This is a genomic window from Algoriphagus ratkowskyi (assembly GCF_002150505.1).
GTDB lineage: Bacteria > Bacteroidota > Bacteroidia > Cytophagales > Cyclobacteriaceae > Algoriphagus > Algoriphagus ratkowskyi.
Map to the genome: position 1 here is coordinate 1 of NZ_MSSV01000037.1, position 25,276 is coordinate 25,276.

Sequence of the window (25,276 nt, forward strand, 5' to 3'; positions counted from 1 at the left end):
CCTATTTTGTCCAAATTTGCTAGATCCATCAGTTCTAGCTGTCAAATCAACAAAAAGCTTGTCCTTATAGCCATAATTAACTCTTCCCATGTAGGAATCTAGACGCTCACTTTGTCTGCTACTCGAGGCTGTAATATTTTGAGCAACTTGAAGTGCTTCATTTAAGGTCGCATCATTTGGAAAACCAGAAGCATTGATCTGATTAACTCTATATTGATCTGATTGTGTTGAGAACACACCGGTAAATTTCAGGGAGTGAATATCACCAAATCTCTTACTATAAGAAATTATGCTTTCATGTAGTAGCGTGTTCAAATCTCTATTAATCTTTCTACCTGTTCCTGAGTTAGAATTGATATCGCCTTTACCTATTATGTATAGCGGAGAATAATAATCATTTAAATCATTCTGAAGAACTGCATTAAATGTAGCCTTATACGTTAGCCCCTTCGCAATTTCAAATTCAGCAAATAAATTAGCTAAAATCCGTTGAGTGGAAGTTGTATTAGTGATTGCAGAAAGTCCCAACGGGTTGACAACTTCTCTATAACCTCCTTCAACTTGGTCTGCGAATGGCCAAAAATTACCATTTTCATCAAAAGGTTGTAAAGTTGGAGGAGCTCCAAGAGCCGCACCTACCATACTTGAGGTGATTGCTGCACCATCCAAACTTGTTGAACCAGTTGGAATGGAATTATTGATATTCTGGCTTCCAAGAATACTTGTTCCAACCTTTACTCTGTCATTAATTTTATGGTCTAAATTAATTCTTAGAGAATATCTCTTAAAATCAGAATTGAGCAATATTCCCTCTTGATCGAAGAAATTTCCTGATAAGGCAAATTGCGTTTTCTGATTCCCTCCCATTACAGAAAGTTGATGGCTTTGAATAGGCGCATCTCTAAAAATCACATCTTGCCAGTTAGTGCCTACACCTTCTGCGCTAGGATTATCAAAAATAACTCGCTTGTAAACTTCATTCTCTAATTCAGCAAATTGAGATGCATCCAGCATATCTAGTTGTTTACCCGTTTGTTGAACTCCATAATAACCATCATAAGTCACCACAGTTCGACCTGAAGTACCACGCTTAGTAGTTACTATTACTACCCCATTAGCACCTCTGGCACCATAAATAGCAGTTGAAGAAGCATCTTTAAGTACTTCTACTGATGCAATATCATTTGGATTGATAGTAGACAGCGGGGATAAATCATTTATTCCACCACCATTAGAAACCTGTACTCCATCAATTATATAAAGAGGTTCTGAACTACCTCTTATTGAGTTAGTTCCTCTTACACGCACACTTACACTTCCTCCTGGTGCGGAAGAGTTCTGAACAACCTGAACACCCGCTATTCTTCCTTGTAATCCCTGAGCAACATTCGCGATAGGAGTCTGAACCAGCTCATCTGCTTTGATAGATGCTATTGCTCCAGTAGTCTCAATTTTACGCTGGGTACCATAACCAACTACAATAACTTCATCTAAGTCACTCAAGTCAGGCTCAAGCCTTACCGTAAAAGAAGTTTGAGAACCAATTACTATTTCCTTTGATAGGTATCCTAAATAGGAGAAAACTATAACGGACTCATTAGCAGGAGCGTTAATAGTAAAATTCCCATCCATATCGGTAACCGTACCCACTGTCGTACCTTTTATTAATACGTTCGCCCCTGGAAGTGGCAGTTCAGATTCATCTAATACTTTCCCACGAACTGTCGTTTGCTGTGAAAAAGCTGGTAGAATCTGAAAACAGAATATGCTAAAAAAAAGCATAAATAACTTTGTTTTCATAAATCAGGTTATTTTAGTTTACTATTATTTTGGATTATTAGTTATTTGAATTTTATAGACACTATATATCTACCCCATCAAACATTTCTCTAATATACGGCGCTAAAATAGATTGATGAAAACAAATTTAAGATAGTAGGAATTTTTACAGTGAAAACGTTATCGGAAGGGTTATCATTTGCCAAAATGACAAAATAATAAGAGATTTTTTAGCAATAAAATAATAGGAAAATTCAATATATTAGGGCTTTTCAGCATTATCCAATTTAATTCAATTCATTCAATGAAAATGGAAAGATACAACGACTTGTAAACCACCTATTTTTTACTAGTGACGGACAAAATAATAAAGAGAGAATTCTAAAAAAGGATTTAAATAAAGACTTAATATCTATAAAATATTAAAAAATAAATGCTTTCTAATACTTATCTTAGACGCTCAATTTCGTTAGTTAATTTAGCAATTAATTCTTGGTTATCACCAGCAAATCCCGAATCCATATACCTAACGATTCCCGATTTATCTATTACTATTTTAACAGGCAAACCAGTTACACTAAAAGCCTTTGAAACAACATCATTAGTGTCTTTGTAAAAATTAATATCCAGACCTCTTTTTTGAAGAAAATCAAAGACATTATCGGTTGTTTTACCTTTAACTTCTAAAGAATTTACATAAAGGAAAATCACATCATTATCAGAGAAAAAACTCTTCTCTACGGCAATCATAGCAGGAAATGCTTTAATACACGGAGCACACCAGGTTGCCCAAAAATCTAAAATAATGACTTTTCCCTTCGCATCTTCAAGACTAAACCCCTCTCCACTGTATGAAAGCAGCTCAAACTGAGGAGCAGCTTTGTCAAGCAATTTCAAATTTTGAGCTGTACTATTACAATAAGAACTAACTAAAATAGAAAAGATGAAAAAGCATTTCATAGGGTTAATCCTCATAATTATTCTTTATAAAATCTTCTAACAAATATCCGTATGCAAATTTCGTGTTATTATAAGCTGTTTTCAAATTAGAAATGAGCAAATCTCCCTTAAACAAACCTCCTTCTATAAGAGTCAAAAATACGTTGGTCTGATTTTTATTCATCAAATAAATATTCTTTGACAATTCCTCTATTGCCGATTCATAAACAAACTGAGCATCTTGAAATTTATTTAATAAAACAGTTCGTGAATTCACATCCAGTGATGAAAACAAGGCTGCTAATTCAAGTTGTATAGATTCTTTATCTAATAATAGATTAGGAATATTATTTAATATTTTTTTCTTTGCTAATGGAATATCACTAATCAAAAAACCAGTCCACAAATCTGTATCAGATATATAATCCTGATCTGTCAATCTTTGAATCACAAAATACTTATAACCAGTCCTTCCTGAAGCAATAAATATATTCTTTAATGAGGAGTCATACAGCTTTTCAGTATGTTCATTAATCATATTTTTAATCTTACCACTATGTGACAAATGCCAAAGCGTGTAAGATGAATAAAGTGCGCCTTCTACTACTTCGTCCTTTATCTCTAATGCCGTCGCACCTGTAGTTCCATCTACGACATCGGAAGCTTTGATTTTCTCCTTGTCTATTAACTCACTCTTTTGCTTAAATTTTAGAATTGAGCCGTCATTGTTCAGCAATTCATGAAGTTTACTATAATCGTTTTCAGTAAAAGGCTCGTGATCAAATTTTGTCAAAGGATGCGTCGCTACAGTATCATACCCCACATAGTCACCGACCAGGTCCCAATACAGTTTAATGTACATTATCTCACAAATCTCATCGTCACAAACCGTAGTCCTAATTGTTGATTCATAGAATAATGGTCTTTCAGAATCTCTATTCAACGCTATGGAAATTGGCTCAATAAAGCCCTCCTCCATCAATTCCGCCATTTCAATTCTCTCAAATGAATCCTCTATTTGCAGAGGCAATTCGAAAAACAGAGGATTCTGATTATGCTCCTTCCCTACCAATCCCAGCCAAAGTAGCGCTAAGCCTACAAGTTTGAAAGACTTCACTTTTTTGGAGCTATCGTATTGTAAGTCTTTTGTGCTTCGATCAAGATCATGTATTCTTCCAAGTGATCCGTATAAACTTCACGTGGGTCTATCCCATATTTTTCACAAATGACCGCAGCGATTCCTACTGCAGCTCCCATTTGACCTGTGGTTCGCATTACTCTTGGTCCACCTAATCCTATATGTGAACAGCTAAAATTTCTCCCTGCCATAAATAGGTTGTCAATATTCTTAGAATAAAGAGATCTATAAGGAATGTAATACTGTGGAGTTTTGTAAAAAATCGCCTCAGAAAGGAAGTCAGGCTTGCTTTCATCCGTTAGATTTTGCTGATAATGTACATCTATTTCTCGAATTTCCATCACGACAGAGTCTTCAAATTTACGTAAATCGGTCACGTCATTAAAGGTGAAAATATAATCACCTACCAATCTTCTGGATTCACGCTTTCCTATCAAATAGGATATCCACTCAAATTTAAGGTCTTTTGAAGCTTCTGTCTTTTTAGCATTGGCAAAGGAACCATAGATTGCTTTCAACATGTGGTCTCTTATTTCTTCTGCATCATCGATCTGATGAAGATCCAACCTTGAAAGTTCCCATTTCCAGGTTCCTTCGGTTGCTTCATGCGATTGAGCTACTTCTTCTGCCCAGGGAACTTCCGGAAAATCCGTATAAGCATCAGCTTTCACAGTTCTCCATAATACTGAAGAACCCATCACAAAGTCATCAGCTTCTTCTGGAGACCAGAGTTCTCCCCATTCCTCATAAGCTTCACCATAGGTGTCGACAGATTCTCTACCATACATGAAATCAGCTCCTGCCCAAAACCCAATCCAACCGTCTCCGGTAGAATCAACAAATCTCGGTGCTACAAAGCGAATTCTTTTACCCTCAGAAGTATGTCTAGCATCTACTGATTCTATCCTATTTCCATTCGTATTGGCATCGTAGGCCCTCCAATTGGTGAAAAGATGGATGTTTTCATATTTTTCTACATTTTTATGCCTCTTAATTTCATCCTGATATGCTTCTGGAGAACCATTAGGATAATGCTCGGTATCCAGCATTCTGAGAATCCTTTCGAAATGACCGTAAATCCCTAACGTGTGCACTCTGATCTCACTACTAGCATTCCCACCCAAAACCGGACGATCATGAATCAACGCAACTTTCAATCCTTGTTCAGCCGCAGCAATAGCAGAAGCACATCCTGCAATGCCACCACCTACAACTACTAAGTCAAACTCCAAGACCTCCTCTGGACTTGAAGCTTCATTTGACTCCTTCATCCTCCATGTAGCCAATTCTGCATTACCACGTGGTGGAGTAGATTCGTCAGTACTAAAAAATATAGCATCACATCTACCATTAAATCCTGTTAGATCGATCAAATCAATTTCGGTAGCACCAGCTTTAAGACTTACTTTACCTGCATATTCCCAAGACCATCCAGGAGTTGTGCCTAATGTTTCAGGCAAAGTTTGTCCGTTGATTGCTACTTGAAACCTCCCTGGCGCCTCCCAATCACCAGGTGCCCAATTCTTGGAACGAACCCAGATATGATATTCTCCTGCCTCGTCAAGTTTAAACTTAGTATGTGCGTTTGCAACTGGTGTTCCCATGCCATGCGCCATTAGATAGGGAGATCCCATCTGCTCAACGAATTGTGGGTCGACAACCCATCCTCCTGGATCATCAAAACTTTCTGCTTCAATTAATACACGTTGAGCATAAGATAACTGAAAAGAGAAAAATGAGACTAACAGGAAAGTAACTATTCTATAAATCATGGGCATATCATCAATTGATCACCAATTTACAAAGTGAAAACGAAATAAAATATCTATCAATGACATAAGTGCAAAACTTTATACTGTAAACGTTTCCGGTAACGTTATCAATTGTCTTCTTTATAAGATAAAAGCTGATTTATTGAGAATTCAATAAATCTATAAATCTTAAAATGCTGTAAATCCAAAGCTAGGAGAGCACAGATAACATTGATGAACAGAGTAGTTTACTTAACTTGGAATGAAAAATAGTACAGGAAGGCAATTTATGAGTAAGAAAGTAACCACAATTAAAGATATAGCTGAAAGGCTAAGCATTTCAATTGCTACAGTATCAAGAGCTCTTCGGGGATCTTCTGATATCAAGCGGGAGACAAAACTTGCTGTCATGGAGATGGCTAAAGAAATGGACTATCATCCCAATCTCCTCGCTAGTAGTTTGAGTAGTAAAAAATCAAAAATCTTAGGTGTAGTCGTTCCTACAATCAACAGGCAGTTTTGGTCCAATTCTATATCAGGTATTGAGAATGTGGCTTATGATAAAGGGTATAAAGTGATGATTTTTCAATCAGCCGAGTCATTTCAAAAGGAAGTTGAAATTGTAGAAACACTGGCAAATAGTCGCGTGGACGGGATTTTGTTAGCTCTTTCAAAAGAGACAAATACTTACAATCACATTCAAAGTATCATGGACAGGGGTATTCCTGTATTACTTTTTGAAAGAGTGTGTTCAGAAATAAACTCTTCGAAGGTGATTACTGATGATTTTAACGGTTCCAAAGAAGTGGTTCAGCACCTAATAGATAGGGGGAAACGAAAAATCGCGTATCTAAGCGGCCCCATCTCACTCGGAGTATGCGAAGACCGTCTAAATGGGTTTAAAGAAGCCCATAAAGACAACGACCTTCATTTTGACCAAAATCTCATACTGGAAATAAGTGATTTTACTTTTGAGGCTGCTGAAAATGCCTTAATTAAGCTTTGGGAAATGGAAGATAAACCTGATGCACTGTTTTGCTTCGCAGATATATTAGCTATTGGAGCATTAGAAGCAAGCAGAAAACTAGGAATAAGCGTGCCTGAGGATTTGGCAATAGCTGGATTTGGCAATGATGATATATGCAGATTCGTCACTCCTTCTCTGACGACCATGTCTCAACCTTCTTTTGAAATGGGGCAACTTGCTGCAAATCTAATTTTAGAAGAAATTAACTCAGAGGATGATGAACATCAACCACATCATCGGACAATCAAACCTATTCTGGTAATCAGGGAAAGCACTTAAAAGTTAACTTCCTCCATCCCTATTTTAGTCATTGCATCTACTTTTCAAATAGCTGTACCAATCCAACCTGATCAAATCTTCAAGGAACATTAAGAATAACCTAAATCAATAAACGTCTAGATCGTTTTTATTGGTCATTCATTTTTTCTTAGTAAAGGAATAAAAATGAACGTAGAGTTCTAATAATGGCACCTTTAAATTTTTTGTTCCTAACTGCTTAATTAACTGGACTGGTTTTGCTTCCTAACCTAGGATTTAATGGATCGAAGAACAAATTAAAAAACTCCTTAAAACGAGTACTACAGTTAAGATCTGCCAGATACAGGCATCATGAAAATTATCAAAAAAAGTTTAGCGCGATGAGCTTATCCGCTGAGAATAATCCAATTCGGCTAAGGTAAAAAAAAACACTTCTAACAAATACGTGGTCATAATCTAAGCCACAACAATTTATATGTTTTTTTTAAAAATGCAGTTGAAAAATTTCGAATTCTCTGAATAAACTAAGTGCCTTTTAGGTAGAAATATTCAACCTAAAAGGCACAACTTGGAATGAGCTAAGTCATCTTTGAAACTGTAAGGTACTTCTGGAGTCTGTAACCCAATTTTTCTAAATATTTTCGACCATTTTATGAACTTTCACACTTTAAGGGAGCAAGTATGTTTTTCCAAAGTGGACCGAATCTAATTCAGACTAACTAAAATAGGAGATCAATCTCATTAATTAATAAGCATTTTTGTTCTTAAAAATTAAACTATAGAATGTCAACATGATGATTTTAATATCAAAAAAGAAACTCCAATTTTTGATGTAGAAAAGGTCCAATCTCAATCTGGCATTCATATCAAAAGCATCCTTAATTTCACCTCGATACCCTTTTGCTTGTGCTAATCCAGTAATACCTGGTTTAACCATGTGCCTGCACATGAAATTCTCAATCTTTTCAGCAAACTCTCTATTCATAGGAACTGCATGAGGTCTCGGTCCTACTATAGCCATCTCGCCACTTAGAACATTTAATAGCTGAGGTAACTCATCCAAACTACTGCTTCTTAAAAAAGCACCAACTCTAGTTACCCGCAAATCACCCTTGGTGGCTTGTTTGAAATCTCCCTGCGGTTCAAATTTCATGCTTCTAAATTTCAAGCAAAGAAATGGAACGTTATTCTGACCATGCCTCAATTGCTTGTAAAAAACAGGTCCTTTAGATTCCATCTTAATAATCAAAGCGATTATTGGAAACAGCCAGCTTGCAATTAAAATGAGAAAAATACTCACCGAAATAATTTCAAATAACCTTTTGGTTATCGTCTGAGTGGTATCAAAAAGATTGACAGAATACCTGTTTAAAATGAAATCAGAACTACTCGAAAAGCTGTCAATGTTGCCAAGTTTTGAAATAGTAGTAGCCATAATGTGAAATATAATATTGATTTGAAAATGACCAGAGAGACGTTTGAAAACCTCTTACATTTATTGATGTAAAACTAGGGGAAAAAATCTCGATATTCAAGATGAATTACATTTTTTTTTGTTTGAAATACATTTTATTAAGTTTCATGTAGGGATTACTAAAAGTGATTTTATTTAACTATAATATTATTTCAACCCTGATTATGGCACGTAAGCAACTGGATTAATGTATTTTAAGTACTAATAAACGGATTTCATTTTTGCTACTATCTGAGCTTTACGACCTTGAGAATTAATAAAAAATTATTTGGAGGAAAATTTAAACTTGACCTTTACAACCATTATTCGTCCAAAATTTGGCAGTAAAAAGGAGGTAGAGTTAAGGTCTACACTAACAGACTTTGAAAAATCAAATCATTACAGGCCGTTTTTATACCCCAAAAACGGTCAGAATTAAAGTACTCGAACATCTCCCAGAATAAAATTTCGAGCTGTATCCTGAAGTCAAGGGAGAAATGCATTGGCAAAGAATTCTTCTCAGAGCTTAACTATATATCTGGCAGCTACATGATCCGCCAATACATCCTAAAAAAAAATTATCCAAAATATAGGAAGGCTAGTTTCCCTTTTTTCCTTCACGTCTGAATATAAAAGCAGTTTAGAGTATGACTTGTTCGCCTCCATCTTAACTAACAAATGTTTAAATCATCTACTACTCGACCCCGAGATGCACTTCTTCAATCAAGAAACATTTTTATAGTGGCTTCCACACTGGACGGCTGGTTAAGAAAGAGAATGAAACGTTAGAGATCCAATATGTCTCGCTGGTGAAGGACATCTGCACCAAAGGATATCTTTAAAGGCTCATTTCGCAGAACGGGTAAGCTTCTTTTGAATACTATGCAAATCATCCGGGAGTTATACAACTGAAATACTGGGCATATGCAGCTCGGAAATTTTATAAAGCCCTAGAAAACCATAAAGCAAGAGCATAGCTGGAACATGTATTTATAGGAAATCTTTTTTGAAATGGGGACACACTGCCAGGAAAACAAATCAGTACGAAAGAAAATAATAATTATCGTCTCAATCTTTCCTGGCCAGTGATGGAAGCCTTATTTACCTGACTAAAGGGAAAAAATTCTCAAGCGTTTCTTAAAAGAATCTTCAGTAAAATTGCATCCAGTACCATACCCCTATAAAAATAAGCGTAAATATCATCAAGTCGGTAGAGCTGGGAAGTAAAAATTACTTGTTTGCAAAATCACACAGAGCCACACATCGCAAAGCAATGAGCACTCCTTTATGCATGTGGAAAATGTAGGATTCAAACCACAGCAATAGCTTTAGCCTGTCCTCGTTCTCGTCATGGAAACAATTATTTAGAAATTGAAGAACTTATACCTTAAACTATTAACTATCACTAAATAAAAATTCGGTGGGTTGGGCGGATGCACTATAAGTGTAATTGAGCAATACAAAGCAAAAAATCAATAACTTTGAAAAAATAAAATTGAAAAAATAGTCCGCAAACAAGTGAAATCTCATTTGAATCATTGAGGAGATTCTATTCAAGAAACACATCCTTAATGTATCAAAAGTATTTTTAAAGAAATATGATGGCATTTATAACCTATGTAAATAAAATTTACAAAATTTTTAAATACAGACATTTGCTTTTCAAATATCAAATAACGAATTTTGGCACGAATTAAATATTTGAAAGTCACTTTTGAGTGGCTTTCTTAAAAAAAATTAATTGAATTAAAAAATGACGAAAATTGCTTTGATCGGAGCAGGAAAAATGGGTCTATCCCATCTTTCAATCTTAGGAGCGCATCCGAATGTAGAAATAGTAGGAGTTTGTGATACCACAAAAATGGTGGTTGATGTTCTTGAAAGGTATAGTGGATATAAGTGTTTTTCTGATTACCTGAAAATGGTAGAAATCACTAAACCTGATGCAGTATTCGTTGCAGTTCCAACAAAGCATCACTTTATAATGGTTAAGGAACTTTTATTGAGGGGTATACATGTATTTGCTGAAAAGCCATTCTGTCTTAACCCAATGGAAAGCAATGAATTGACTATTCTAGCTAAAAAAACTGGGCTTGTAAATCAAGTAGGATACCACAACAAATTTGTTGGAACCTTTAGAGAAGTCAAAAGTCTAATCGAAAATAATTCCATCGGAGAAATAACTCATTTTCTAGGCGAAGCTTACGGTCCGGTTGTAATTAAGAAAAAGAGTGAAAACTGGAGATCAGATCCATCTGAAGGAGGAGGATGTCTTATGGACTATGCTTCTCATGTTATTGATCTGATTAACGATCTTATCTCACCAATAAATTCGTGCAAAGGTTCTATCCTTAAATCAATATACTCGAAAAACGTTGATGATTCTGTCTATGCTTTAGTTGGAACAGAATTAGGAGTCTCGGGAGTGATTTCTGTGAATTGGAGTGACGAAACCTACAGAAAAATGTCCACATCAATTACTATCATTGGTACAGAAGGGAAAATTGAATCTGATGCAAATGAATTAAAGGTTTACTACAAAGGCGATAAATTTCCCAAAGGATATTCTAAAGGGTGGAATGTTAAATATGTAACGGATCTCACTGAAGAAGTAGACTTTTATTTGAGAGGTGAAGAATATTCAGCTCAGATAGACTATTTCATAAAATCAGTTGCCGGTGAGACAAAAAACAATATCAATTCATTTGAAAGTGCTTGGAAAACTGATAAATCCATTTCATTAATCAAAAATCAATCTAGCTTATAATACCATGGAAAGAATAATTTTTGGAGATAATCAGTTTTTTGCTGTAAATCATATTTCAGACGAAAAATCTCGAGCTCAATCAATTAAATTTAAGGATGATTCTGCAATTATTAAAACATTAGATATTGCGATTGCTTCAGGCATAAATACATTCATGTGTACAACTCATGATAGAATCGCGAATATTTGTGACATTATCCGAAAAGATCCTAAAAAATATCAGGACTTTAAAATATATCCCTGCATGCCATATGCGCATAAATATGCCAATGCAGTTACTGATCTTGGTATAGCAGGAACATTAAAACAATATGTACCAGGAAACTTTGTTTCTTCTCTTCTAAAAGGAGGAATGGCTTATATTTCTAAAGACTTCATTTCAATCATGGAGTTAATGATTGATGCAGAAATGAAAATGTTTAAAGGAATAAACACTCCTGTGATTTTTCTACAAAACGTTATAACAGATCTTCTATTAGGGTTGGGGATGACCGAATTTCTCATAGGTTTCGCAAAACATGTTAAGGAAAAATATAATGCTGAACCTGGATTTATAACTATGAATCTACCTAAGCTCTTAGATGTTTTAGAAAAAGGAGGAATTAAAAATCCAATTATTTGTGCCTCCATAAACAAAGTTAATTTTAGAATGTCTGGAGGAAAAGAGGCGTACGAAAAAATATTAAGTGAAGGAAGATGCCGTGTAATTGCCATGCAAGTACTAGGTGGAGGCGCTATTCCAGCTGGTGAGGCATTAGAATATGTGAGTAATCTCCCAAATGTCGAGTCTATATTGTTCGGTGCTTCTTCCAAACAAAATATTGAAAATACGGTTGAAACTATAAATTATCATGATCAACAACAAAAAAGAGTCGTCTTATAATAGCCTAGTGATTAATAGGAGTGTGCTCCTATTAATCACAAATTTCTTTAAGTAAATTTCTACTACTGTGATTGATTAAATGTGCGCATTTTAACTAATCTTAGGCTTCTTCCATAATTACAGTCGTCCATCTTAAACTAATAAAGTTAGAAATTAACATATTGCCAATAGAATGAATAGTTTAATTATTACCAATATATATAGATTGAAGATAAATTTTTAATTGAATTGAATAAAAATTAATGCACAAGTAATTTACTATTGATATAGGAAATTAATTATAAATATGAAAATAGTTTTTTTACATAATGATTTCAAAGCTTACTGGAGAGGCAGATTATACTTTTTGCAAAATTTTTTCTTAAAAAGAAATATTCAGATACATGTAGTTGAAATTTTCGGCCAAGAATCAGCTTATTCCTTCGATAGTTCTGAAAATTTAGAAGAATGGTGGGATTGTTTATTTAAAACAGAAAAATTTAGCGAATTATCAACAAAGATCGTCAGTAAGAAAATAATGATGCATCTTGATCATTTGAACCCTGATATTTTAATATGCGGACCTACGGCTTTTACATCGGGGGCCATTGGAATGAGATGGGCTTATAAAAGGAATAAAAAAGTTATAGTATTTGATGACTCAAAACATTCACTATACAAAAGAAATTTCTTAGTGAATCACATAAAATTAAGCTTAACCAATTTAGCAGAAGCAATCATAGTACCGTCTACGGATTATGATTTAGAATATGCAAAATGGAAAATAAAGAAGGAAAAATTGTATTATGGATTAAACTGTATAGATAATAATTATTTCCAAACAAAAAGAGAAATCCAATTTCATGATACAAAACAGTTAATCTGCATTGCACGATTGGTTCCTATTAAAAACCTTGAAACATTATTAAATTGTTGGAAAAATGTAGAGATGGCAAATCCTGATTACTCATTAGTAATTGTAGGTGATGGACCAGAACATGATAATCTAGTAAATATTACAAAAAATCAAAAATTAAGAAAAGTCAGATTTACAGGAAATCAGTCTACAAGTCAAATTGCAGAATTGCTTGCAGAGTCAGATGCATTTATTTTACCTAGCTATATGGAAGGATGGGCAATGGTTGTCAATGAGGCTATGGCAGCAGGTTTACCAGTCATCCTTAGTGATAGGATTAATGCCGGACACACACTCCTGAAAAATTCCATTAATGGTTTTTCATTCGATCCTTATAACAAAGAACAAATTACTGAGGCAATTTTGAAGTATATAAATTTAAGCATTGCTGAAAAAACAAGTATGTCTGAACATGCGAATCTGGAAATTAAAAAATACAACTACGATTTTCTAGCTAATCAAATTCTTCTAGCCGTAAATACTATTCAAGGACAAAAAAGAAAATCTATATCTCTTCCTGATTTAATCTTTACCAAATTATGGAGCGGGAAATTTAAAACTTCCAATTGGGATACTATATAAATAAAAAATTAGAAAATTTTAATATGAAAAATATATTGATAACAGGTGGAGCCGGATTTATAGGTTCTACTTTAGGGTTAAAGTTAACTAAACAGGGGTATCATGTTACGGTATTGGATAATTTATCTAAGCAAATACATGGGGCAAATCCTGAAAAAGATTCTTCTACATACCAATCCATCCTAAATTCTGGAATAAAATTTATAAAAGGAACAGTAACAAGTAAAAGTGATTGGGTAGAAGCAATTAAAGATCAGGATGCAATAGTACATTTGGCTGCAGAAACTGGAACTGGTCAATCAATGTACGAAATTCAAAAATATGTTGATGTTAATATTAGTGGAACCTCATTAATGTTAGATCTGCTAACAAATTCAAACCATACTGTTAAGAAAATAGTGGTTGCTTCTTCTAGAGCAATTTATGGTGAAGGCAAATATCTATGCAATGAACATAAATTCGTCTATCCTGTTACGAGAAACGATGAAGATATGATAAAGGGAGATTTTGAATGCAAATGCCCTATTTGTAATAGTAAATTAGAATTAGTACCTACAGATGAAAACTCCAAAATTCATCCAACATCTATTTATGGTATAACAAAACAAGTGCAAGAACAGATGGTTCTAACGATGGGGAAATCGTTAGGAATTCCAGCAGTAGCTTTTCGATATCAAAACGTATATGGACCAGGACAATCCCTGTCTAATCCATATACAGGCATTTTATCAATTTTTAGCACTCAAATTAAAAATAATAACAATCTAAATATTTTTGAAGATGGGAAAGAAAGTAGAGATTTTGTTTATATTGAAGATGTAGTAAACGCCACTTTATTAGGATTATTAAAAAAAGAAGCTGATTACGAAGTGTTTAATGTAGGTGCTGATAAGCCTATAGATGTTCTGACCGTAGCTAGACTATTAAAGGAAAACTATAATTCTGACATTAAAATTAACATAACAGGAAATTATAGAAAAGGTGATATACGACATAATTATGGAGATTTAGAAAAAATCAAAAATATCTTAGGTTTCACTCCTCAATTTTCTTTTTCAGAAGGAATTAAAATATTTTGTAATTGGGTCGAAAATCAAGAAGTACAAGAAGACAACTATCAGAATTCGATTAATGAAATGAAAAATAAAGGTCTATATAAATAAATTATCGATATCTAAAATATTTAGTACTTCTACACAAAATGGAAAATAAAATAACTCAAAAAAAATGTTTACTCATTTCCCCTCAATCTTTTTATTTCTATTCTGAATACTTAAGTAAAACCTTGGCATCATATAACTATGATGTAGTCGTTAGCAACGATGAATATCCAGATAATACATTTGGAAAAATTATGGGTAAACTTAAAATTCCTTTATTAAGAAGTATAACCGAAAAGAAAATTTTAAAAGATTTTGTAGAGGGTAATACCTACGATTTAGTACTGATAATAAAAGGAAGAGGAATAAGTCCATCATTACTAAAAGCTCTTAAACAAGTATCTACACAGGTAATTGGCTATAGTTTTGATTCATTTAAATACTTTGACGCTCCATTGAAATGGTTGAAGGATGTTGATAAATTTTATACATTCGATTATAGAGATGGTGATAAGCATAATATTCCAATCATAGAATTATTTTCTTCAATGCCTGAAAATAATGATGAAAAGGTTTCAACTTACAAAATCTCGGCTATTGTAAGAAACCATTCAGATCGTTTAAAGTATATTAATGATGTCTTGTCGAATTTAGATGAAAAAAATATTTTTGTATTTATATATGAACAAAATATAATTACATTTCTTCAAAATTTTATAAATAATCCATTGTTATACATTAAATTTTGGAAACACATATCTTTTAAACCACTTCCTTACAAAGAATATATAAGGGTATTAAATGAATCTGACTTCACAATAGATTTTGCACATCCTGCACAATCGGGTATCACAATTAGATGTTTTGAAGCTTTAAGTTCACAGACAAAAATAATAACAAACAATCCTTTTGTGAAAAGAAATAAATATTTCACTGAAAATAATGTGATCATTTTTGAAAATAATTCTGACTCGACCATTTTAAAAAAGAAATTCAGAGATATTGAATCAAAAATTCCTGTGAAAAATAATAGATCTATTAACAATTTTATTGAAGATCTCATTAAATAAAAATCAGTTCTAAAAATATTTGAATTGAAATTGTATTTTATAAAATAATATAATTGACTAAGGGTGTTACGCAAACTGATTATTATTATCCTTCTCCTAATGACTAGTGCTACAGGTAAATCTGGCACTTATTACTTTTCATCCTCCAACGGAGATGATAATCGCTCTTTAAAAGACGCTCAAAATCCTGAAACACCCTGGAAAACTATTCAAAAATTAAATTCTCTTTTAAACATCATCAGACCTGGAGATAGTATTTTGTTTAAAAATGGTGACCAATTTCATGGAACCATTTTATTAATTAAATCAGGAACGGTTAAATCCCCTATTTACTTCGGGAGCTTCGGCATTGGTGATAATCCAAAACTAACTGGATTACGTAATGTTACTAAGTGGAAATCAATTGGACAAAATTTATTTGAAGCACAAATTCCAGAATTAGATTCTTCTTTAAATACAGTATTATTTAATGATAAAATTCATCCACTTGGTAGATATCCAAATTTAAATGAGTACGATGGTGGTTACCTTACCATAAATGCTTACAAAGATGGGCATATTGAAAGCTCTAATTTTAAACCATCTCAGAACTTTACTGGAGGGGAAATAGTCATTCGAAAGAATAATTGGATTATCGATAGGCACAAAATAAGAGCAACAAAAACTAATAGTATTGATTACATTGATTATGATAAAGAAATAGCTCCAATGATTGGATATGGGTTCTTCATTCAAAACCATCCTTCCACATTAGATAAGCATGGAGAATGGTATTTTGACAGAAATAGCAAAAAATTATTAATATATCATTCTGGAAACCCTACAGATGATAATATTAAGGTTTCAACATTATCTGAAGTTCTAATTTTACAAAATACGGCAAACTATATAATATTTGAAAACATTAATATTGAGGGTTCAAATAAAAATTTAATCACTTTAAACGGAACATCAAATATAACATTCAATAATTGTAATTTGGCATATATTGGGCAAAATGCAATAAATACAGTTTCTACAAAAAATATAGAATTTTCCAATTCTTCAATTAAATATTCATTAAACGGAGGTTTATTTCTAGGATATAATGATAGCGGCATAAAAATCAAAAACAGCTCATTTGAAAATATCTTTAATTTTGCTGGAATGGGTAAAAATGGAGAAATGCAAAGTCAAGTTATTTATATGAGTGAGAAAACTTCAAATGTTTTAATTATAGAGAATGAATTTATAAATTCAGGTTATAATGCAATAAATTTTAGTGGAGACAATATAACTATAAAAAACAACTTAATAGATACATTTTGTTTTGTGAAAGACGATGGAGCGGGAATATATACATACACTGGACCATTAAAAACACCATTTGTAAATAGAGAAATAATTGGGAATATAATTATCAATGGAATAGGGGCAGTCTCTGGAACAAAACCGTATGGCGTTACTGACCTCCCTTACGTTGAAGGAATATATCTTGATACTTTTGTTACTGAAGTTGATATAGAAAATAATACGATAGCAAATATAAAAGGAAAAGGAATTTTTTTAAATAATGCAAATGAGATAAAAATTTTCAATAATATAATAATAAATACAGGCTATTCTATTTACTTAAGAAGTGATGATTTGGAGGATTACAGTAAAAATATAGTAATGAAAAAAAATCAATTTATAGCTACTTCTGAATCTCAGATTCACTACTATATAAGAACAAATTTTAAAGAATTATCCAAATTAGGGGAATTTGATGAAAACGCATTATTTAAACCACTAAGCAACCCTAAAACTATATTTTTGGAAATTAATAAGAATAGAGATCAAATTAATTTACTAACTTGGAATACTACTTTCGGATTAGATAAAAAATCTGCGCTAACTCAAACAGATAACTCACATAGTAGTAATTTGAAATCACCTATATTATTTGAATATAATCCCTCTATAACCCCTAAATCCATTTCACTTTTAGGTACGTTTATTGATATAATGGGAAATAAGTTCTCGGAAAAAATTGAAATTCAACCCTATTCTTCAATTGTTTTACTTAAAGAAAAGAATAACTGATACTTTAACTACGCCGACTGAATAAAATTTTCATGTTTTTGCGATTAAAAGAGTACTCACCCCTGAAAGGAATAGTCACAAGCTATTCTATTAAAAAATTAAATGATGTCGGATTTAGTTACCAAAAATCATAAGAAACACCTTGTTTGGATACTTACTGTAAGAGGATTCGGGTCAGAAATAAATAATTTGATCTACGCAATCAATTATGCTAAGCAAAATAATTTATCAATCGGCGTCATCTCAACTTATTGGAATTTTAGATATAATGAGGGGTTAAATGACTACTTCAAAATTGAAGAATATAAAGATCCTAAAATTTCTAAGCTTTTATTTCTTTATAAAGGATTTATCAACCCACTCACTTATGCATTCAGAAAAAATAGATTTTCTGAATTGACCAAACAAGCATTAGAACTTTTTATTGGTAAAAGCAAAGAGAAAAATATCTTTAAAGAAAACTTATTGAGCTATTCATTTAAACGTATGAAAAAGCTCCTAGGAGTTGAAAGTGAGTTAATGTTTGAGGTATTCGATGATATAAGGCTATTCAACTTTCATCAAAGAAATTTAGATAGAGAAGCATTTATTCTTCAAATGAATGAAATCTTATTGGATTTCTGGAAATTTAATACAGAAACCTCTCAAGCAATTGAAGATAAAAAGCAAAAACTTAATCTTGAGAGTTTAGTAAACTATGCTGTGTTTCATATCAGGAGAGGAGATAAGGTTGCTGCAGCTACAATGGAAGATAGGCCTTATGAAGTGGAAGAATACGTTGAAAAACTGAGTGTTTTAAATCCGTCTATAAAGACGATTTTTCTAATGACAGATGACTATAAAGTGTTTTTAGAATTAAAAGAAAAATTTCCAAATTACCAAATTCATACCTTAAGCGACCCAATTTCTACCGGTCATGATCAAGATACCTTTAATAAAAGTTCTCCTGAGTCAAAACGTAAGCATGGAATAGATTTATTGACTGAACTTGAAATTGCTAGGAATGGTGAGATTTTTATTGGAAGTAGAGGATCCAATATTTTTAGATTGGTAGAATATTTCAAAATCACTGGTTGCCATGACTTAAGCGACAATTCTAATGAACTGTAAATAAGAAAAATCACTGCAACTTTCTCTTTTAGAAAGATATGTAACCTAATACGATAACATTATTTAAACTATATCGAAAAGTGTGTTAATGAATTTTTAACTTGTTTAAAAATTCATTTCATATTACGCCACCCACGGTCTGCTCGAAAATTCATTTGATATTTTCGGGTCTTATTGTTAATTAGGATTTGTGTTTTGTTGCTTGCCCTAATTGTTCAGAGTTGATGTAGTTGAGATTGGAATGTTTCTTTATTGGTTGTACCATAACTCTATTAGCGTAAATTATTCTGTTCTGGCATATACTTGGTTTTCATAGGTACAAAGATTAATCAATTCAGATACGACAATTTTTGATGAATCTTTCAACCACTTCATGATTCCAGCAGTTTGCAATTATTCTCTAATTGTGGTTTAATTTAAAAGTTTTTCACTGAGTTTAAATTCCTTACATGCGTATCGAATCCCCCATTAGATTGATAATACAGTTATAATAGAATTTTTGGCCTCATTTTGTCTGCTATTTTGGAAGCAGCATTTTGCATGCAAAAGGCTCGCAAATTCTCACTCATCGCGCAACCGATAATTTTTCTATCCCAAATCTATGATGATGGTTAGGTATAGCCAACGTTGAAGTGTCTTTACATAGGTAAAGTCGAAAACCAACTTTTCGCCAGGTTTTGAATCTTTGAAATCCCTGTCACGGAGATTTTAAGATTACTTGTGCGCATGGTTGGTATCTGTAATCATAATTCTGATACTTATTGCAGATAATTCTGTGGAGTCCCTAATATTACATCAATTTAGTAATCCGAGGCCCTGATTATTGAAATCCACAATCTCAAAGCTCAATTGTGAGTTTGGCACTACCCGGGTATTCCATTAATCACCTGATGCAATTATTTAATTTCCACATTAAGAAATTCGCATTCACAAGCTAAATTAGTGAGTTTACGGGTGAGATAGTTGTAATATGTATTCTGTATACTTTGAAGTCCTATCACGTTTTCTCAACATCAGACTAGCTCTGATGATCTTTCATGAACCTGAATATGTGTTGTCACTCATGAAAAAAACAAACTAAGGTTTTTAGGATATCTCGTTCAATCTGAGCGATTTTCAAAGCTCTTTATATCACTAAATTCATATGATAAGCACTTAAAACACATATCCCTTACTAAAAAATTTAGGATCTTCAGAAGAATAATATCCTCTGCCCTCAAATATCTCCGATGAAATATTTAAAGTATAGGTGATTTTCCGAGATGAAATTCCGCTTTGGTGTAGTTCTACCGCGATCAAATTGAATTCTTCGAAAAAAAAAAGAATTACTCTCTTATTTATTCTATCTAAGTTAATTCGCTTAACTCTTAATCCGATAAAAGTAGCAGAAATACTACCACAAAAGATTTAATAAGCTTTGCCCTCCCCTACCATTTGTCACTCAACGGACTAAAATAAATATTTCATTTAATAGTGCTCAAAGTATTATCTCTTTAATCACATTGATATTTTATAACTTTTCAAGTCCTTAGGAAAATCACCATGTTTTAATTTCTTCATTTAACTGAAAATACTTTTCTTTGTAAATATAGAAATAATACAAAATTCGAATTCTATTTATCATGAAATAATCATAACTACTCGATTTAAGTTTTTTCTCAAAAATACATCATTGCACTAGATTTCGAAGATTTACCCGTATTTCTAACATTTGCAATTAGACAAACTTTACGAGTCAAATAAACAACTAAATAAATGATTCAAAATGCATTTTTAAAGTTACTTATTGGGTATTCCCTACTCAAAATGGTTCTAAAAAGGTCAGTTTGTACAATATAAAACTAAAGCTCCATTAGATTTTTTATTTCTATATGCATTTTTTATTATGTGAATTACACTTTTTTGTCATTTAAAGCTCATCAAAATGAATTTTAAATTTGGCATGGTCATAGAAAAGAAGTTGGATCAATCCAATTGAAATTTCGCTATAACTCAATGATAATCACCTATAATTAATCCTATTTTAAATTTAGAGAATTAGAATAATACAATTAATCCTTATCTTTCATCATATATCCTTATCAAATCCAGCGTTTTATTCAATTTATAGGTATTAATACTCCAATTTTGAAAAGACTTCTATAGTGGAATAGTTTATTTTAAAGAGATAAAATTCTTATGTAAACAAAATTTCATTTTGACTTTGCCAGACCAAAATATTCAATAGGGATTTAACAATTCTTTAACTACAAAACATACCAAGAATGCTTAACAATCTATTTGCAATTGAAGGTGTTATATATAATAACCTCAATGTCTTATTATAGTCAATCAGATTTAATAATATTTAATACTACTGCCTTAATAAAACCTTCTAATTAAGTACATAAGAGCTGAATTGAGTATAATATTTCTTCATTCTATGAAGCACATAATTTATCTCTCTTAAATAGTACTATAAAATCAGAATTAAAATTAATAACAACCATAATTCTCGCTTCGTCATTCTATTTCTTGATCCTTTAAACCATGAATAAACTTCTTACTAACCTAATAAAAGCTTCACTCTTCTCATTTTTTTTCATCTTTTGTTATGACGCTTTCCCCTCCACCTACTATTTCTCTTCCTCTTTTGGCGATGATTCTCATAGCAACATTCAAGCCCAGAATCAAAATACACCCTGGAGAAGTATTCAAAAACTAAACTCAGTTTTCAGTACCCTCCAACCTGGAGACAATATCATGTTCCGAAATGGTGACACTTTTCACGGAACACTGATTATCAATAAATCCGGTTCTTCAGGTGCACCCATATCTTTTGGAAGCTATGGCTCAGGTGAAAATCCAGTTTTAACAGGATTCCGCGAAATTAAAGACTGGGTTTCACTCGGAGGTAATGTTTACGAAACTTATATCCCTGAAGTTTCATCTTCTGTCTCTACAGTGATGATGAATGATGTCCTACAAGCTATGGGAAGGTATCCCAATGACAATGCCAGCAAAAGTGGATATCTAACCATTAACTCATCTAGTTGGGGTTCTTTAGGTAGTAGCGATCTGCAGGCTCCAGCTAGTATGACTGGAGGAGAAATAGTAATTCGAAAAAATAATTGGATTATCGACAGACATGAGATAAACTGGCACGGGGGAAATAGTGTGAGCTACAATACCGCAGGTAGTTCCTATAGTCCAGCAATAGGCTACGGGTTCTTTATCCAAAACCATCCTGCTACACTTGATAAGCATGGAGAATGGTATTTTAATAAAGCGACCAAGAAGTTGATGATTTATTTTCAAGGCAATCCCTCTGGAGCAAACATCAAAGTTTCCACAGTGGATCGGGTCATCAATACACAAAACAGTGCCAGTCATATTGTACTTAAAAATCTCGCAATTCAGGGTTCTAATGAAAACCTGATTAATCTTGAGAAATCATCTTCCTTTATCATAGAAAACTGCCAGCTCGAATATGTGGGTAAATTTGCAATAAATTCAGTGATGACTAGGAATCTGAATGTATCTAATTCCCAAATTACAAATGCCTTCAACGGAGGAATAAACTTGGGATGGGACAATAGAGCAACTGTCGTAAGAAACAATACATTCCGTCAAATCTTCTCAAAGCCAGGAATGGGTCAAAACTCGGATAGCCAAGGGAACGGAATTTTTATGAGCGAAAACAGCTCGGATGTTATAGTTGAATTTAATGAGTTTTTGGAGTGTGGTTCTAATGCAATTTACTTTAACGGAAATAATATCAACGTCAAAAATAACTTCATTGATACCTTTAACTTCGTTAAGGATGACGGCGGCGGGATCTATACTTTTACAGGAACTGCCAACACAACATTTTCTAATAGAAAAATCACCAACAACATTATCGTAAACGGAATCGGTGCAGTTGACGGTACAAAACGCTTTAGTGCGACTGACTTACCCTATGTTGAGGGAATTTATCTTGATCTTTTTTCTAATGGGATTGAGATTGATCAAAATACTATTGGTAACGTGAAGAGCAAAGGGATTTTTTTAAACAATGCAAGAAATGTGTCCATCACCAACAACAAAATATTCAATGCTGGATATTCTATTTTTATAGCCCGCGATCACACAAATAATTTAACCCGAAATATTACCATGAAGAATAATGAGTTTTTGAATAAAGACTCAAATCAACTTCATATTTATGTCAGATCCAAAGATAACACTTTAGGTCAAATAGGTACTTTTGAAAATAATGTCTACTCACGGCCTGTCAACGAAAATAATACCATCCGACTTGAAACTCCAGGTAAAAATGGGTTGATAAACTTACAATCTTGGAAGGATACTTACTGGCTAGATAGAAGCTCTTCCAATAGTCCTGCTACTTATGACTCCGATAAAATGGAGATAGATGAATTTATTCGGTTTGAGTACAATAATTCCAACTCTTCCAAGTCAGTCTCGCTGTCTGGAACCTATGTGGATTTAAAAGGAAAGATTCTTTCTGGTAGTGTTGAGTTACCAGCTTATTCTTCTGTACTCCTATTGAAAACAGAAGCGTCAACTACCCCAGAAAATGCTGCGCCAGCCGTAAGCATCACCTCTCCTAGCACAAACTCCCAGTTCATTCAGGCTAACAACATCTCCATTACATCAGATGCAACTGACACCGATGGAACAATTGCCAAAGTCGATTTCTACAATGGAACTACTTTACTGGGAACTGACACTTCTGCCCCATACAGCTACGACTGGAATAATCTTCCTATTGGAAACTTTTCCATTACCGCTAAAGCAACAGACAATAAAGGAACCGCTACTGTTTCAGAACCGGTAGTGATCAATGTAATTGAAAAAGCTAACGAGGCTCCGAAAGTGACTATTACTGCTCCTAGCACAAACTCCCAGTTCATTCGGGCTAACAACATCTCCATTACATCAGATGCAACTGACACCGATGGAACAATTACCAAAGTCGATTTTTACAATGGAACTTCTTTACTCGGAACTGACACTTCTGCGCCATACAGCTTCGACTGGAATAATCTTCCTATTGGAAACTTCTCCATCACCGTAAAAGCTACAGACAATAAAGGAGCATCAACTGTGTCAGCACCGGTAGTGATCAATGTAATTGAAAAAGCTAACGAGGCTCCAAAAGTGAATATTACTGCTCCTAGCACAAACTCCCAGTTCATTCAGGCTAACAACATCTCCATTACATCAGATGCAACTGACACCGATGGAACAATTGTCAAAGTCGATTTCTACAATGGAACTTCTTTACTCGGAACTGACACTTCTGCGCCATACAGCTTCGACTGGAATAATCTTCCTATTGGAAACTTCTCCATCACCGCTAAAGCTACAGACAATAAAGGAACCGCTACTGTTTCAGAACCGGTAGTAATCAATGTAATTGAAAAAGCAAATGAGGCTCCAAAAGTGACTATCACCGCTCCTAGCACAAACTCCCAGTTCATTCAGGCTAACAACATCTCCATTACATCAGATGCAACTGACAACGATGGAACAATTGCCAAAGTCGATTTCTACAATGGAACTTCTTTACTGGGAACTGACACTACTGCCCCATACAGCTTTGACTGGAATAATCTTCCTATTGGAAACTTCTCCATCACCGCTAAAGCAACAGACAATAAAGGAACCGCTACTGTGTCAGCACCGGTAGTGATTAATGTAACTGAAAAAGCTAACGAGGCTCCAAAAGTGACTATCACTGCTCCAAGCACAAACTCCCAGTTCATTCAGGGTGAAAAGATCTCCATTACATCAGCTGCAACCGACAACGATGGAACAATTGTCAAGGTCGATTTCTACAATGGCACTTCTTTACTGGGAACTGATACTACTGCCCCATACAGCTTTGACTGGAATAATCTTCCTATTGGAAACTTCTCCATTACCGCTAAAGCAACAGACAATAAAGGAACCGCTACTGTGTCAGCAGCAGTAGTGATTAATGTAACTGAAAAAGCTAACGAGGCTCCAAAAGTGACTATCACTGCTCCTAGCACAAACTCACAGTTCATTCAGGGTGAAAAGATCTCCATTACATCAGCTGCAACTGACACCGATGGAACAATTGCCAAAGTCGATTTCTACAATGGCACATCTTTACTGGGAACTGACACGACTGCCCCATACAGCTTTGACTGGACTAATCTTCCTATTGGAAACTTCTCCATCACCGCTAAAGCGACCGACAACAAAGGAGCTGCAACTGTATCAGAGGTTGTCAATATTAAAATCGGTGAAAAAGAATCCCGCTCTCCTTTTGGAGGAAAGGCAGCGACAATTCCTGGAACAGTTGAAGCCGAAAATTATGACCTAGGCGGCCAAGGTGTAGGCTATTTTGATACCGACGCAGGGAATATTGGCAGAATGTATCGTACTGATGATGTTGATATCGAAGTTGCTGTCGAAGGCGGTTATAGCGTTAGTTGGATAAACC

The 25,276-nt window shown here is 33.7% G+C and carries 14 protein-coding genes; 9 read left to right on the plus strand and 5 right to left on the minus strand.

Features of this window, described 5'->3' with window-relative positions; all coding sequences use genetic code 11:
* The 4 genes from BVH02_RS20610 to BVH02_RS20625 form a co-directional block, all read right to left on the minus strand.
* The coding region (locus tag BVH02_RS20610) for a SusC/RagA family TonB-linked outer membrane protein (RefSeq protein ID WP_143244272.1) at nt 1-1,800 on the minus strand (1,800 nt) is incomplete at its 3' end.
* Nucleotides 1,801-2,226: 426 nt separating this feature from the next.
* Nucleotides 2,227-2,739 (minus strand): TlpA family protein disulfide reductase, encoded by a 513-nt coding sequence (locus BVH02_RS20615; protein ID WP_158093926.1) that lies wholly within the window; start codon nt 2,737-2,739, stop codon nt 2,227-2,229.
* Nucleotides 2,740-2,743: 4 nt separating this feature from the next.
* Nucleotides 2,744-3,835: a hypothetical protein gene (locus BVH02_RS20620; protein ID WP_086503363.1), complete on the minus strand. Its 1,092-nt coding sequence runs from the start codon at nt 3,833-3,835 to the stop codon at nt 2,744-2,746.
* Nucleotides 3,832-5,628: an FAD-dependent oxidoreductase gene (locus BVH02_RS20625; protein ID WP_086503373.1), complete on the minus strand. Its 1,797-nt coding sequence runs from the start codon at nt 5,626-5,628 to the stop codon at nt 3,832-3,834. The genes BVH02_RS20620 and BVH02_RS20625 overlap by 4 nt, the downstream gene beginning before the upstream one ends.
* A 241-nt stretch (nt 5,629-5,869) precedes the next feature.
* Between BVH02_RS20625 and BVH02_RS20630 the strand changes: the two genes are divergently transcribed.
* Entirely contained in the window at nt 5,870-6,913 is a 1,044-nt protein-coding gene (locus BVH02_RS20630) for a LacI family DNA-binding transcriptional regulator (RefSeq protein ID WP_223271936.1), read from the plus strand.
* A gap of 724 nt (nt 6,914-7,637) precedes the next feature.
* On the opposite strand, the gene BVH02_RS20635 is transcribed toward BVH02_RS20630, so the two are convergent.
* On the minus strand, nt 7,638-8,327 hold the full coding sequence (locus tag BVH02_RS20635; protein ID WP_086503365.1) for a sugar transferase: 690 nt from the start codon (nt 8,325-8,327) through the stop codon (nt 7,638-7,640).
* Nucleotides 8,328-10,098: 1,771 nt separating this feature from the next.
* Between BVH02_RS20635 and BVH02_RS20640 the strand changes: the two genes are divergently transcribed.
* The 8 genes from BVH02_RS20640 to BVH02_RS20675 all read left to right on the plus strand — a co-directional run.
* On the plus strand, nt 10,099-11,112 hold the full coding sequence (locus BVH02_RS20640) for a Gfo/Idh/MocA family protein (RefSeq protein ID WP_086503366.1): 1,014 nt from the start codon (nt 10,099-10,101) through the stop codon (nt 11,110-11,112).
* Between the two features lie 4 nt (nt 11,113-11,116).
* Entirely contained in the window at nt 11,117-11,995 is an 879-nt protein-coding gene (locus BVH02_RS20645; protein WP_086503367.1) for an aldo-keto reductase family protein, read from the plus strand.
* A 286-nt stretch (nt 11,996-12,281) separates the two neighbouring features.
* Nucleotides 12,282-13,472, plus strand: coding sequence for a glycosyltransferase family 4 protein (locus BVH02_RS20650; RefSeq protein ID WP_086503368.1), 1,191 nt, complete (start codon nt 12,282-12,284; stop codon nt 13,470-13,472).
* A 23-nt stretch (nt 13,473-13,495) separates the two neighbouring features.
* Entirely contained in the window at nt 13,496-14,635 is a 1,140-nt protein-coding gene (locus tag BVH02_RS20655; protein WP_086503374.1) for an NAD-dependent epimerase/dehydratase family protein, read from the plus strand.
* Nucleotides 14,636-14,673: 38 nt separating this feature from the next.
* Nucleotides 14,674-15,642: a hypothetical protein gene (locus BVH02_RS20660; RefSeq protein WP_086503369.1), complete on the plus strand. Its 969-nt coding sequence runs from the start codon at nt 14,674-14,676 to the stop codon at nt 15,640-15,642.
* 99 nt (nt 15,643-15,741) lie between these two features.
* The gene (locus tag BVH02_RS20665) at nt 15,742-17,706 is read left to right on the plus strand and encodes a right-handed parallel beta-helix repeat-containing protein (RefSeq protein WP_086503370.1); all 1,965 of its coding nucleotides are present in this window, start codon (nt 15,742-15,744) and stop codon (nt 17,704-17,706) included.
* A gap of 105 nt (nt 17,707-17,811) precedes the next feature.
* Entirely contained in the window at nt 17,812-18,816 is a 1,005-nt protein-coding gene (locus tag BVH02_RS20670) for an O-fucosyltransferase family protein (RefSeq protein ID WP_086503371.1), read from the plus strand.
* A gap of 2,529 nt (nt 18,817-21,345) precedes the next feature.
* A partial coding sequence (locus BVH02_RS20675; RefSeq protein ID WP_086503372.1) for an Ig-like domain-containing protein occupies nt 21,346-25,276 on the plus strand: 3,931 nt, incomplete at its 3' end.